The following is a 13,598-nucleotide window of genomic DNA, read 5'->3' on the forward strand; positions in this document are numbered from 1 at the left end:
CGCCAGCGCCTAATTCTGCGTACCTGTTAATTCTGACAGTATCCAGCTGCGCATAAGGTCTCTAGTGTGATTTCAGTCCTATCTCTTAAGGTACTGAGCTCATGAAAAAAATATCGATCTTCCTCGCTTGGTTTTTTTGTAGTGCATTAAGTGTTGCTCTCATGGGCTGTAGCCATGAAGTTAATCGTGAATTTGGCGGCCTTGAAAATGATGAACTTCCGCCAGCCGAAGGTGAACTGTCAAGCTTGAGTCAGATAATCCGCCCTGTGACGGGCACCAAGAGGATGTTGGTCACGGTAACCCATTGGCAGGGAGAGCGTGTGTTGGACAGGGATCAGGTGGAGTTGCATACGCTGTCTACTGATCCTAATTCATTACGCTCTTATATTCTGGCTGCGTCCGGTGGAAAGCTGAAGTTGGAGGGGCGGGTAGTGGAGGCGACGTCTGGACCGAAGCCTGAGGGATGCTCTATGTCCACGTCTATCGCGGAGGGTCGCAAGACTGCCGAAAAGAATGGCCTTAATCCCGATGATTTCGACTATGAAATTAACATCGTTAATTGTGGCGGTGGCGCCTTGGCCTATACCCCCGGTAGGCATGTTGGAGTGTTTGGCAAGGCAGGCTCCCCGCATGTTTACAAGCACGAGTTTGGTCATAATTTAGGCTTTAGTCATGGGGGAAGCCTCATAGGCTGCCCCCGCAATGGCGCGTCTGTGAGTGCGCCTGTTGGTTGCACTTACGTTGGGTATGGCGACACTGGTGACTCAGTGTCAGGTGGTGGCACGCTTTATCCTGCGGTCAGCCGCCGCTATGCCGGCTGGCTGGATGATGGCCAGGCGACGACTATCACGCGCACCGGCCTTTACAGTTTGAAGGTGTTGGGGCGCGAAGGCCCGCAGCTGTACCTGATCAAGATCCCTGAAACCCATTCGCCTGGTGGGGCCTACTACCCGTTGTTGTCGCTGGAATACAGGAAGCCTACGGTCTTTGATAACTTTCCGGAGAATGACAACCGGGTCAATGGCGTGTGGATGCGTTATGCGAGGGAGCAAGGCGTGCAGAATGTGCAGATTGATGCCACGCCAGAGACGCCAAGAACCAACGATCCTACGCTACTTGCGGGCCAGACATTTGAGGACTCTTCCCGCAAGGTTAAAGTGCTTGTGTGCAGCGCCGGGCCGGACGAGGCGATAGTCGCGGTCGCGCTTGATGGGGCCGGTTTTCCTTACTGTACAACCACGGTTCCCGCTCCCGTCATTGCGGTCCCTCTCGAGGGGGCCAGCACCGGTAAACAGCCAGTATTTGCCGGCACTGCCTGGCCTGGCGCACGTATTGAAATAGTAAATGCTTCCAAGCCCGCGGAAGTCGAGGGCACTGCCATTGCCGATGGCAACGGCAACTGGTCGGTGTACTCGCTGTCAGTGCATGATGTTGGCAGTTATTCCTATACCGCTCGACAAACTTTCGGGGGAAGAACCTCGGTGTTATCTGGCAATCGCAGCTTCAAGGTGGCTGAACTGAGCGTGCCTGCGGCAATAATCGAGACCCCCGCCCAAAATGTCGAAGTTGGCCGCCTGCCGCAAGTGTCAGGTACCGGTGTCCCTGGTGCTACTGTGGTGTTGCTTAAATCCTACGACCCTTACAATCCGCTGGCCACTACTAGGGTCGATGGCTATGGCCGCTGGTCAGTGCGCATAGAGCGCCCTCTACCGATAAGTCCACCCGCCTTTACCATGACCGGCTATCAAACCCTTGATGGAAAACGTTCGGGTTGGCTGGCGAACAGGACACTCAAGGTTGTTGATGTACCTGATCCGGCGATTATCCAAACGCCGGCCCAAAGCGTCAGAACGGGCCGCCGGCCTTTTGTGACCGGTACGGGTGTAGCAGGTGCTACTGTTGTGTTGATGCAGTCGTACAAACCTGAAAATATTCTAGCCACTACTACCGTCGATGGTTATGGGCGATGGGCCACGCAGGTTGATAATCCGCTGCCGATAAGCCCACCCGCCTTTACCATGACTGGATATCAGTCGATTGAGGGGAAAAGATCCGGTTGGTTGGCCAATAGAACTATCCAGGTTGTCGATGCTCCCGATCTGGCGATTATCGAAACCCCTGCACAAGGTGTGAAAACAGGACGTCGGCCAGTTGTGTCAGGTAGTGGTATTGCGGGCGCGACCGTCGTGTTGCTCAAACCGGGTGACCCGTATAACGCCTTGGCGACCACCACTGTCGATGGCTATGGACGCTGGTCGGTGCAGGTTGATCAGCCTCTGCCGGTCACAAACTCCTTTGTCATGACGGGCTATCAGCAGCTTGACGGTAAAATCGCCCGCTGGTTGGCGAATAGGACCTTCCAGGTAGTGCAGGTTCCCGATGCTCCGGTTATCGAAACCCCTGCCGAAAACCAGACCGTTGGCCGCCAGCCTCTTGTAAAAGGCACTGGCGTTGTGGGGGCCGTGGTTGAGTTGAATCAGGAGAACAGGCCCGGAGTTCCACTTGGGTACGCGGTTGTCGATGGTTTTGGACAATGGTCTGTCCAGATAGAAAGGCCGCTACCCGTCGGATCCAACTTTAAAATGAGTGGGTATCAGCTTTTGGACCAGGTCAGGTCAGGCTGGATTCCACGCCGAACCATAAATGTCGTGGATAGCAAGAAAATCAAATAGTACTAGAAAGCCCGCAGGTGTTTGTTCTCTGCGGGCTTGTGATCATCAGTGCATTAGTCTTGGAGTCGACCCTTGTTGCGGGTCTCATGCATCCGCGCCAACTGACGCTCCAGCATCGACGGATACGGCTCCATCAAGCGCTCCACACAGCTGGCCCCTTCAGGGCTGGCAATCGGGCGGATACGTGCGCGTTGGCGGATCAACGTGTCCTCACTGATCTTGCGCTCCACCAACAGCAGGTTACGGCTGTGCTGGGACAAGGCCAGGGCATCCTGGGCGATTTCGGTGAGTAGCAGGTCGATCTGGCTGATGCCAAACAGGTCGTCACCCACGGTTAGACCCAACTGCAGTTGCAGGGTAATGCCGCTGTCGGCCACTTCGATCTGCAGGGCATGGCCCAGGGCGCGCAACAGCTCGCCGCAGCAGATGGCATTGGTCAGGTAGTCTTCGCCGCTGTCTTCGCTGTGGAACAGCATCAGCGTGCTGCCATCGTTCAGGGTGTGCAGTTCGCTCTGGTAGAGCGAAGCGGCCTGGTCGAGGCAGTCGCGGTAGCGTTCAAGCAGTTCGGTCAGGCGGGCACGGGGCAGGCGGCGCAGTTGATCCTGGGCGCCCAGTTGCACGGCGAGTACGGCACTGTGCTGTGGCTCGGCGTTCTTGACCGCAACCGGTTTGGGCGCAGCGACTGGGGCGGCTGCCGAGGTGTCGCGCAGGTCGGCGAACGGGTCTTCGTCGCCCAGCTCGTCTTCCTCGGCCTTGATCACATGGCGCGGCGCAGGCTTGAGGCCGGCCACCGGGGCGCTTTCGTCGAAGCCCGGGTCGCGCAGGTCGCGCACTTCAAACTCAGGCTCGTCGGCGTAGTCCTCGGCGTCGTCGTACTCAGGCTCGGGCTCGACTTCAGGCGCTTTTGGCTCCGGGGCAAAGCTGGCGTGGAGCTGGCGCGCGAGGTCGCCGATTTCGTCCTGGCGATCAGTGGCCGGGGTGTGTTCGTCGATATCCCGCAGCCAGATGCGCAGTTGCATCAGCGGCGTGGAGATATGCCGCCCCAGGCGCAGGCTCAAGGCCAGGGCCAGGGCCAGCAAAATCGCGCTCAGGATGCCCATGCTTTGCAGGCTGATGGTCATCGGCTGCTGGAACTGTTGCATATCAAGGCTGATACGCAGTTGGCCGGCCTTCACGTCCTGGAACGTAATATTGCTCTGATACAGGCCTTCGGCCTCACCGAGCAGACCGTTTTTCGGGCGTTGCCCGGCCTCGGCCATGATCCGGTTGTCCACGCTATAGATAGCGGCGTGGGCCACCAGCGGGTTCTTGGTCAGGTTGTTGAGCAACACGTTGAGGCTGAGGATGTCGTTGGACACCAGCAACTCAGTCGCCGAAGTGGCGGTCTGGGTTGTCAGGCTTGCGCCCAGGGCATCAGCCTGCTCGTGCATGGCCTGCTTGAACTGCAAACCCATCACGCAGGCGTAGATCACCAGGGCCAGAGCGACCAGGATCACGTTATGGCTGGCGATGCGTAATGCAATCGGTACACGGCGGTGGCGCAGTGCCCGGAAGATCAGCAGGAAGAAGTTATCGGTTTTTACTGGCGTGGGCCGGTTCACTTGCGCTCGGCTCTTGGTCCGTGAAGTTGACGCGCAGTATAGCGACAGGCCCATGGCCGGCAAAGCGCTGGCTGTGCCCGATGGTCACTGAAAGTGGGTAGAATGCGGTTTTTTTCCAGCCTGGGGGTGCGCTTTGCGCGAAATTGTCCTGATCAACATCACGGGTGAAGACCGGCCGGGTCTCACCGCAGCCATTACCGGCGTCCTGGCCCAGGGTGGTGTGAACATTCTCGACATCGGCCAGGCGGTGATCCACGACACCTTGTCGTTCGGCATCCTGGTGGAGATCCCCAGCACCGAACAGGCCTCCTCGGTACTCAAGGACATCCTGTTTACGGCGTATAAGCTCGATCAACAGGTACGTTTCACCCCGGTGTCCGAAGCTGACTACCAGCACTGGGTCGAAGGCCAGGGTAAAAAGCGCCATATCGTCACCCTGTTGACCCGCAAGGTAACGGCTGAGCAGTTGCAGCGCGTCAGTTCGATCACCGCGCAATACGGATTGAATATCGACCATATCGACCGTCTGTCGGGTCGCATGCCCTTGGACACTCCGGCTGACAAAGGCAAGGGCTGCATCGAGTTCTCCGTGCGCGGTGAACCGGCTGACGCGCAAGCGCTGCGCGCCGATTTCCTGAGCGTAGCCCAGGAACTGAATGTCGATATCGCCTTCCAGGAAGACTCCCTGTTCCGTCGCAACCGCCGCCTGGCGGTGTTCGACATGGACTCCACCTTGATCGAAGCCGAAGTCATCGACGAGCTGGCCAAGGCGGCCGGTGTGGGCGAGCAAGTCTCGGAGATTACCGAGCGCGCGATGGCCGGCGAGCTGGATTTTCGTGCCAGCTTCAAGGAGCGTCTGGCGCTGCTCAAAGGCTTGGACGTTGGCGTGCTGGACTCGATCGGCGCGTCGCTGCGCCTGACTGAAGGCGCCGAAACCCTGTTCGCCGAACTCAAGCGCCTGGGCTATAAGACCGCCATCCTGTCCGGCGGCTTCACTTACTTTGCCAAGCAGTTGCAGGCCAAGCTGGGCATTGACTATGTATTCGCCAACGAGCTGGAAGTGGTGGATGGCAAAGTGACTGGCGTCGCGGTGGAGCCGATTGTCGACGCCCAGCGCAAGGCCGACCTGCTCAAGGAGTTGGCCCATAAGGAAGGCTTGCGCCTGGAGCAGACCATTGCGGTCGGCGACGGCGCCAATGACTTGCCGATGCTGGCGATTGCCGGGTTGGGCGTGGCCTTTCGCGCCAAACCGTTGGTCAAGCAGTCGGCCAAGCAGGCGATTTCGACCTTGGGGTTGGATGGCGTGCTGTATCTGCTGGGCTTGCGTGACCGCGACGGTCAGCTATAAGCCGATCTCACTGTAGAAATACAGGCAAAAATGCGGGAGCCGGGCTTGCCCGCGATGGCGGAGTGTCAGTCAACACATCATTGACTGAACTGCCGCTATCGCAAGCAAGCCCGGCTCCCACATAGGATCTCACCAGCAATATCAGGCTTTAGCAGCGGCGATACCCTGGCCCATCTGCACCGGCGTACCCGCTGCCAGTTCTTCAGCCCACTTCACCTGGTCCGGCCCGAACAATACGATGGCGGTCGATCCCAGTTTGAAGCGACCCAGTTCCGCACCTTTCTCCAGATGAATCGGCGCGCGGGCCGCTTCGTCGTAGCGGAAGGTTTTCAGCTCGCGTTTCGGCGGCGTCACCAAACCGGCCCACACGGTTTCAATCGACGCAACGATCATCGCACCTACCAACACCACGGCCATCGGGCCGCGTTCGGTGTCGAACAAGCAGACAACGCGCTCGTTACGGGCGAACAGTTCCGGCACGTTTTCGGCGGTGGTCTGGTTGACCGAGAAAATCCGCCCTGGCACATACACCATCTCGCGTAGGGTACCGGCCAGTGGCATATGTACCCGGTGGTAGTCCTTGGGCGACAGGTAAATAGTCGCGAAGTCGCCGCCCATGAACGGCGCAGCCATTGCCGCATCGCCACCGAGCAGTTCCAGCACGCTGAAGCTGTGGCCCTTGGCCTGAAAGATACGGCCATGTTCGATCGGGCCAAGCTGGCTGACCGCGCCATCGGCAGGGCTCAGCACTGCGCCTGGGGTTGGATCCAACGGGCGGGCGCCGTCTTTCAGCGCGCGGGTGAAGAAGGCGTTGAAGTGCTCGTAGGCGGTCAGGTCTTCCACCAGGGCCTGGGACATGTCCACCTGGTAGCGCTTGGCGAACCAGGCAGTGAAGGCGTTCTTGAACCAGCGCACGCGGCACTCGGCGATACAGCCGGCCAGGCGCGACAGCAAGTGGTGCGGCAGCAAGTACTGGCTGAGGATAAACAACTGCTTTTTCATAACTGTCCTTAAACCTTAAATCTCAACGGGGGTGTCGGGGTGGTTGCCCCATTCGCCCCAGGAACCGGCATAACCTTTGACTCGCGGATAACCGAGCGCCTTGGCCACCAGGTAGGTGAAGCCAGAGCGGTGGTGAGTCTGGCAGTGGGTGATGATTTCTTTGTCTTTGGTCAGCCCGAGGTCTTCGAGGATTTGCGGCATGTCACGGCGGATACGCAGGTTGCGCGCCTTGTCCATGCCGGCGGTCCATTCCAAGTTCACCGCGCCGGGGATGTGGCCGCCCTTGGCTGCGAGCACTTTCTCGCCGGAATACTCCAGCGGGCCACGAGCGTCCCAGATCCCCAGGTCGGCCGCGCCGAGGCGGCTTTGCAGGTATTCGCGGGTGGCTGTTGGGCCGTCGTGCAGCGTAAGGCTGACCGGGCCGCCGGCTGCTGGGGGCACATCGGTGGAAAGCGGGTGCCCTTCCTCCAGCCAAGCCAGCAGGCCGCCGTCGAGGTAGTGATATTTCTGGTGGCCGATCACGTCGAGCATCCAGATAAAACGCCCGGCCCAACCGCCGCCTTCGTCGTCATAGACCACATAGGTGGCGTCCGGGGTGTGGCCCAGTTCGCCGAACAGTTTTTCCAGGTCGGCCTTGCTTGGTAGCAGGCCGGGTGCCGGTGGCTGTCCCAGTTGGGTGCGCTTGGGGTCAACGAAATGCGCGCCGGGGATATGCCCTTCGGCGTAGCGGGCGACACTGGTGAGGTCTACCAGTATCAAGTGCTTGGAATCGAGGCGACCCAACAGGTCGGCGGATTCGATCACCAGCGGCAAGCCAGAGAAGTCAGGCATGTGAGGTCTCCTGGGCACAAATGTTGGCGATAAAGGCCGGTGATTGTAGCGCAAGCATCAGGCGCTGCGGTTGGTAAAGCTGTGCAGGGCTTTCTCGATGCATTGGGCGGTTTTGCCGAACGCCTGCACGGTGGTTTCCGAGAACGGCCCGCCGCCTTGGTCCGCCACGATCAGCATGACCACACGGCCGTTGCAGCTCAGTGAGCGCAGCAGCAGATGCTCGCCAATAAACAGACGACGCAGGATCGATGGCAGCAATGCGGAAAACTGCGCATGGTTGTCGGGGTTCAGGCGTACCTGGGCGGACTTTTCCAGCAGGCGTTGCAGTAACGTGCTGTTGACCACATCCAGGCTCAGGTGAGCCGCGTCCTTGGGCAGGCCGTCGGCCTGGTGTACACGCAAGGTGCTCAAGGCGCGATCTGCCATGAATATCAGTACCCGCTGCATGCCACTGGCCACCAGGGCTTCCTTGGCGCAAGTGGTCAGGTGCATGGCGTTGGCAAAGCGGCTCGGCTCCACCAGCAACTCGGTGCAACGCGTGCGCCACACGGCCAAGGCTTCGGCAGTGGGCGGTGGTGCAGGCAGCAAGCCGCGATGGACTTTCTGTACGTGCCACGGCCAGATCAGCGACAGCGCCGGGTGCCAGAGGTCGGGCATCAAGGTGGTACGAGCACTGGTCACCGCTTGCTGGTGGGCTTGCTGTTGCACATCGCTCAACGGCGTTTGCAGGTACAGCGCCGTCAGGTATTGCCAGCGCTCAGTGTGCGGGCAGGTCCAGGATTCCTGGGCCGACATCGCCAGGCCGTTGGCCAGCAACACGGTGTTGGCCGGCTGGTTCAGCCAGCGTCGCAGGTTGGGCTCGGCATCGAGCAATTGCTGGTGGCGCAGGGCATCGTCTTGACGGGCAATGTGCAGCGCCTTGACCAGCAGGCGTTGCTCGGCCAACAGCAACTTGTAGCCCTGCGAAACCCAGATCGGCAGGTGCCAGGCTTCGGTCAAGCCCAGGCACAGGTCGAGCAAGCGCACGCCGAACAGCTGTTGCTCGACCTGGCGCGCCGATTGGCCTTTATGGATCACCCGTAACTCCCATTCCTCCAGAAGCTTGGGGTAGGCAACGGCCATCGGCCACAGCGGCGACAGAAACAGCAGGCTGCCCCAGTGGATGTCCTGCCACAGCCGCGCCAGGCGACTGCCGAACAAACCGTTGGCTTGCTGGGATGCGTGCTGGCTGATCAGCAGCAGTTGACGCAAGGCCACGGGGATTTCCCGGGTGGGTACCGAAGGCAGGCGCGCCAACAACTCTTCGGCACGTTTGAGGCCAAGACGGTTAAGTGCGACTTCAAGGTTTTCTGCAGGTTCGGTCAGGCTGCCGTGGGCGTGGCTGTTGGCTTCGCGCATCACACTCAGCACCAGGGCCGGACTGTTTTGCATCAACTCAGCAATATCTCGCAATGAACTGCGGCTATCGCGAATGGCTTTGCACACGCGTTCATGGCTGGCCTGCGGCACGGGCAGCAGCACGTCGTCCAGGCACTTGATCCAAGCGGCGAGGGTGGTGGGGCGGTTTGTTGGGACTGTCGTTTCAATTGCCATGATTGGGGCGCGATCATCACTTGCGTTCAACACGCCCGGAACGGGCCGAATTGGCTTTTCGCCTTAACGGGCTATAGTCTGGCGCAGTTTTGCCGATAAGTAGAACAAGAGTTTTCTGCTGCACCCCATATGTCCATGAACCCGACGGCGCAAGTACCCCTCTCCTATGGCTAAAATTATCGGCATCATTGTCGTCATCGCAAGTGTGCTCGGAGGGTACGTCCTCTCCCACGGTAAAATCGCCGCACTGATCCAGCCTTTCGAAGTGCTGATTATCGGCGGTGCCGCGTTCGGCGCATTTTTGCAGGCCAACCCAGGCTATATGACCATGCACGTGGTCAAGAAGTCCCTGGGCATGTTCAGCTCGCGCTTCTCCCACACGTTTTATCTGGAAGTGCTGGGGCTGATCTACGAGATCCTCAACAAAAGCCGCCGTGAAGGCATGATGGCGATCGAAGGCGATATCGAAGACGCTGCGGCCAGCCCGATTTTTGCCAAGTACCCGGCCGTGCTTAAAGACGAGCGCATGACCGCGTATATCTGCGATTACCTGCGCATCATGTCCTCCGGCAACATGGCGCCTCACGAGCTGGAAGGCCTGTTCGACATGGAGTTGTTCAGCCTCAAGGAAGAGCTGGAGCATCCTTCCCACGCCGTGACCGGCATTGCCGACGGTATGCCCGGTTTTGGTATTGTCGCGGCGGTACTGGGGATCGTGGTGACCATGGCCTCCCTGGGCGAAGGCGATCAGGCTGCCATCGGCATGCACGTAGGTGCGGCGCTGGTGGGCACCTTCTTCGGTATTCTCGCCGCCTATGGTTTCTTCGGCCCGCTCGCCACTTCCCTGGCCCACGATGCAAAGGAAGAGATCAACCTCTACGAAGCGATCAAGGCGTGCCTGGTGGCATCGGCGTCGGGCATGCCGCCGTCGTTGGCCGTGGAGTTCGGGCGCAAGGTGTTGTACCCGAAACACCGCCCAAGTTTCTCCGAGCTGGAACAAGCGGTTCGCGGTCGCTAAGCCATGGAAAACAACCAGCCGATCATCATCAAGCGCGTCAAGCGCTTCGCTGCGGGGCACCATGGCGGTGCCTGGAAAATCGCTTTCGCCGACTTTGCCACGGCGATGATGGCGTTCTTCCTGGTGTTGTGGCTGATGTCCACCGCTACGCCAGAACAGAAAATCGCCATCGCCGGTTACTTCAAAGACCCGATTGGCTTTTCGGAAAGCGGTACGCCGTTTGTCATTGACCTGGGCGGCTCGCCGGAACTGGCGCCCGAGCGCACCATCAACCCGGAAGTGCAAACTGAATCGCCTCAGGAAAAAATCCCGATCGAGCGCGACACTGTCGAGTCCATGGCCGAGCAGGTCGAACAGGAGCGATTGGAACTGTTGCTGCAGGAATTGCAGAACAAGGTTGAAGAAAACCCACAGTTGCTGAAGTTCAAGGACCAGATTTCCTTCGAGATCACCCCCGAGGGGCTGCGCATCCAGATTACCGATGCGGCCAACCGGCCGATGTTCGACTCTGGCAGTGCGCGGTTGAAGCCGTACTTTGAAGACATCCTGCTGGCCATGGCTGACACCATCAAGGCGGTGCCGAACAAAATCAGCATCAGCGGGCATACCGACGCCAAGCCCTACGCGGGCCAGGGTGATTTCGGCAACTGGGAACTCTCGGCCAACCGCGCCAATGCTGCCCGGCGTGCGCTGGTGGCCGGCAGCTACCCGGACCCGCAAGTGGCGCGGGTGGTGGGCTTTGCCTCCTCGCAACTGTTTGATCCCAAAGACCCGTTCAACCCGGTCAACCGCCGTATCGACATCGTGGTGCTGACCAAAAAAGCCCAGCGTGCGATTGAAGGCGATCAACCACCGCCACCGGCACCGACCCAAGGCGACGGTGCGCCAGGCGAAGTGCCGGCCGACCCGAACGCGCTGCCACCAGAGCAGGAACCGCTGCCGGCCCATGAGCTGCGCCAGAAGCTGAACCTGTTTGATGATGGGGGCGTCAAGGATCCTACGGCGCCTGCACCGGGGTCATAGTTGATCTAAGCGCTGGAAACCTAAACGCCCCGATCATTCGGGGCGTTTTCATGTGTGTTCAAAGTGGGAGGTACGCTTTGACACCACTGACTACGCCTCGCATGTCGTCGGCGCACAGGCGTGGGACGAAGTACTCTCGACCTTTGGCGCGAGTCTTTCTATGCAACTTGTCGAGGCGCTCAAAGCTGACGGTATAAATCATGTCGCACTTCACCCATAGCTCTTTATAGCCATCGGACTGAAGTGGATTGGTGCGTAGCAAATGGTGCCAGTCGTATTGGGTCGCTGGTGCAGTAGAGGAGATTGGCACCACGGTGCAGAGCTTGCGACTGTGGGTCGCGGTAGGAGATATCACTACGACTTTGCGGATCTTCAGCATTTCCGGGGCGACAAAGCCTCGGGTGAAGTCACACAGCAAAACGTCGCCTTGTTTGGGGTGATAGTAGAGAGCCAAATGTTAATTCCCCACAAAAAGCAAAGCCGCCCGAAGGCGGCTTCATTCGACACGCAGCGGAGCTTGCTTCGCCCCTTCTGCGCCGCTGGATCAACTCCGAAAAGGATCCAGACTCCTGCCAGCTTTCGCTGGTGACGGAGCAATTATGAGCATCAGGAAATCCGAATACAAGCTGGCTTGTGCGTATCAGCCACCCAGTTGACTCGAATTCTTGATGCCTGCTCCTGTTAAATCAATGGGCTAGGGCTTTCAGCCCGCTGGTTTATGTGTATCAAGAAATTGACCGTCAATAATTGCTCTCAGGCAAGCTCGCAATAATCGACCGATAGCTGTTCATCCGCTGCTGCTGCACGCGCCCATCTTCCAGTGCCTTGAGCAACGCACAACCCGGTTCGCGGTCGTGTTTGCAGTCGCGGAAGCGGCAGGTGCCGATCAGGTCGTTGAACTCAATAAAGCCCGCTTCCACATCGCTGCGGCTGACGTGGCCCAGGCCGAATTCACGAATACCCGGTGAGTCGATCAACTCGCCGCCGCCCGGGAAGTGGAACAACCGTGCGGTGGTGGTGGTGTGGGTGCCCTGGCCGGACAGCTCCGACAGCGGGCCCACACGGGTTTCGACTTCCGGCAACAGGCTGTTGACCAGCGACGACTTGCCCACGCCAGATTGGCCGACGAACACGCTGATCCGCCCGTCCAACTGCTGTTGCAGCTGTTCCATGCCGTTGCCGTGGTGAGCCGACACTTCCAGCACCGGGTAGCCCAGGGTGCGGTACACCGCCAGCAATGCGTTGAGCGCCGGGGCGTTCTGCTCGTCGATCAGGTCGAATTTGTTCAGCAGCAGCAACGGGCGGATACCGGCATGCTCAGCCGCGACCAGATAACGGTCGATCAGGTTGGCATGGGGCTCGGGCAGCGGCGCGAACACGATCACGATCATGTCGACGTTGGCCGCCACCGGCTTGAGCTGCCCACGGCTGTCGGGGCGGCGCAGTTCGGTGCTGCGTGGCAACTGGGCGACGATGACGCCGATGCCCTGGTTGCCGGCACGCCACACCACCTTGTCGCCGGTGACCAGCGCGGGCAGGTTGGCGCGCAGGTGGCAACGGAACACCTGGCCTGCGAGTTCGCCTTCGAGCGCCTCGACTTCGACCTGCACGCCAAAGTGCGCGATCACCAGGCCCGTTTGTTCGGGCCCCAGGTCGCCGCCCTCGAGCGCTTCCACGGCGGAGGATTCACGTTTGGCGGCGCGGGCGGCGCGTTCACCTTGAATCTTTTCGATGCGCCAGTTTTGGCGACGGTTGAGCTGGCGTTTGGCCATTGGTGTTCCGTGTCGATAATGCAAAAGTTGGGTAAAACGGCCGCGAGTCTAGCACGCCCCCGCCTGCTAAACTGCCCGGCTACGCCAAGGTGCCAAGAGAATCAAGCCATGCAAAACCCACAGAACCTGATTTGGATCGATCTGGAAATGACCGGTCTGAACCCCGACACCGACGTCATCATCGAGATGGCGACCATTGTCACCGACAGCAACCTCAACACCTTGGCCGAAGGCCCGGTGATCGCCATTCACCACAGCGACGCCGTACTCGCCACCATGGACGAGTGGAACACCCGCACCCACGGTAACTCCGGGCTGACCCAGCGCGTGCGCGACAGCCGCATCAGCATGGCCCAAGCCGAGGCCGAAACTATCGCCTTCCTGGAAAAATGGGTGCCCAAGGGCAAGTCGCCAATCTGCGGCAATAGCATCTGCCAGGATCGTCGCTTCCTTTATACGCACATGAAGGGGCTGGAAAGTTACTTCCACTACCGCAACCTGGACGTGTCGACCTTGAAGGAACTGGCTGCGCGTTGGGCGCCGGAAGTCAAAGACAGCTTCCATAAAGGCAGCACGCACCTGGCGCTGGACGATATTCGTGAGTCGATTGCCGAGTTGCAGCATTACCGCAAGCATTTCATCAAGGCTTGATTCTGCGGCGCCAGTGAGTGCGCTATCGCAGGCGACGCGGTTTATCGCCAAGCGCCCCCTTTTGGTGCCCTCGGCAAATGATTAGAC

Annotated in this window: 11 protein-coding genes; 5 read left to right on the forward strand and 6 right to left on the reverse strand. The window is 59.6% G+C overall.

From position 1 onward, the window contains the following. Nucleotides 1–101: 101 nt before the first annotated feature. Nucleotides 102–2,672, forward strand: coding sequence for a hypothetical protein (locus JJD66_RS10830; RefSeq protein ID WP_200648128.1), 2,571 nt, complete (start codon nt 102–104; stop codon nt 2,670–2,672). A gap of 53 nt (nt 2,673–2,725) precedes the next feature. Here the strand turns inward: JJD66_RS10830 and JJD66_RS10835 are convergent, their stop codons facing one another. Further along, nucleotides 2,726–4,273, reverse strand: a complete 1,548-nt coding sequence (locus JJD66_RS10835) for a HAMP domain-containing protein (protein WP_105225544.1) — start codon at nt 4,271–4,273, stop codon at nt 2,726–2,728. 133 nt (nt 4,274–4,406) lie between these two features. On the opposite strand from JJD66_RS10835, the gene serB reads away from it, so the two are divergent. Beyond that, on the forward strand, nt 4,407–5,621 hold the full coding sequence (gene serB, locus JJD66_RS10840) for a phosphoserine phosphatase SerB (protein ID WP_003188034.1): 1,215 nt from the start codon (nt 4,407–4,409) through the stop codon (nt 5,619–5,621). Nucleotides 5,622–5,762: 141 nt separating this feature from the next. Here serB and asd read toward each other — a convergent pair whose 3' ends face one another. Genes asd through JJD66_RS10855 form a run of 3 tightly spaced genes read right to left on the reverse strand, consistent with a single transcriptional unit; the run spans nt 5,763 to nt 9,047 of the window. Further along, the gene (gene asd / locus JJD66_RS10845) at nt 5,763–6,623 is read right to left on the reverse strand and encodes an archaetidylserine decarboxylase (RefSeq protein WP_054896259.1); all 861 of its coding nucleotides are present in this window, start codon (nt 6,621–6,623) and stop codon (nt 5,763–5,765) included. 15 nt (nt 6,624–6,638) lie between these two features. Then, nucleotides 6,639–7,454, reverse strand: coding sequence for a rhodanese-like domain-containing protein (locus tag JJD66_RS10850; RefSeq protein WP_200648129.1), 816 nt, complete (start codon nt 7,452–7,454; stop codon nt 6,639–6,641). Nucleotides 7,455–7,511: 57 nt separating this feature from the next. After that, nucleotides 7,512–9,047, reverse strand: coding sequence for an HDOD domain-containing protein (locus JJD66_RS10855; protein ID WP_200648130.1), 1,536 nt, complete (start codon nt 9,045–9,047; stop codon nt 7,512–7,514). Nucleotides 9,048–9,213: 166 nt separating this feature from the next. On the opposite strand from JJD66_RS10855, the gene motA reads away from it, so the two are divergent. Together motA and motB are read left to right on the forward strand one after the other, a co-directional pair. Continuing rightward, nucleotides 9,214–10,065: a flagellar motor stator protein MotA gene (gene motA / locus JJD66_RS10860; RefSeq protein ID WP_003188041.1), complete on the forward strand. Its 852-nt coding sequence runs from the start codon at nt 9,214–9,216 to the stop codon at nt 10,063–10,065. Between the two features lie 3 nt (nt 10,066–10,068). After that, nucleotides 10,069–11,088: a flagellar motor protein MotB gene (gene motB / locus JJD66_RS10865; protein ID WP_034134753.1), complete on the forward strand. Its 1,020-nt coding sequence runs from the start codon at nt 10,069–10,071 to the stop codon at nt 11,086–11,088. 58 nt (nt 11,089–11,146) lie between these two features. Here motB and JJD66_RS10870 read toward each other — a convergent pair whose 3' ends face one another. Further along, complete coding sequence (locus tag JJD66_RS10870; RefSeq protein WP_200648131.1) at nt 11,147–11,542, reverse strand: type II toxin-antitoxin system PemK/MazF family toxin; 396 nt, start codon at nt 11,540–11,542, stop codon at nt 11,147–11,149. A gap of 286 nt (nt 11,543–11,828) precedes the next feature. Continuing rightward, entirely contained in the window at nt 11,829–12,860 is a 1,032-nt protein-coding gene (gene rsgA, locus JJD66_RS10875; protein WP_072434863.1) for a small ribosomal subunit biogenesis GTPase RsgA, read from the reverse strand. A 108-nt stretch (nt 12,861–12,968) separates the two neighbouring features. Between rsgA and orn the strand changes: the two genes are divergently transcribed. Further along, nucleotides 12,969–13,511 carry an oligoribonuclease gene (gene orn, locus JJD66_RS10880; RefSeq protein WP_105225549.1) on the forward strand — a complete coding sequence of 181 codons (543 nt, stop codon included), beginning with the start codon at nt 12,969–12,971 and terminating at the stop codon, nt 13,509–13,511. Nucleotides 13,512–13,598 lie beyond the last annotated feature (87 nt).

The sequence above is a fragment of the Pseudomonas sp. MF6751 genome (assembly GCF_016613265.1).
Classification (GTDB): domain Bacteria; phylum Pseudomonadota; class Gammaproteobacteria; order Pseudomonadales; family Pseudomonadaceae; genus Aquipseudomonas; species Aquipseudomonas fluorescens_BV.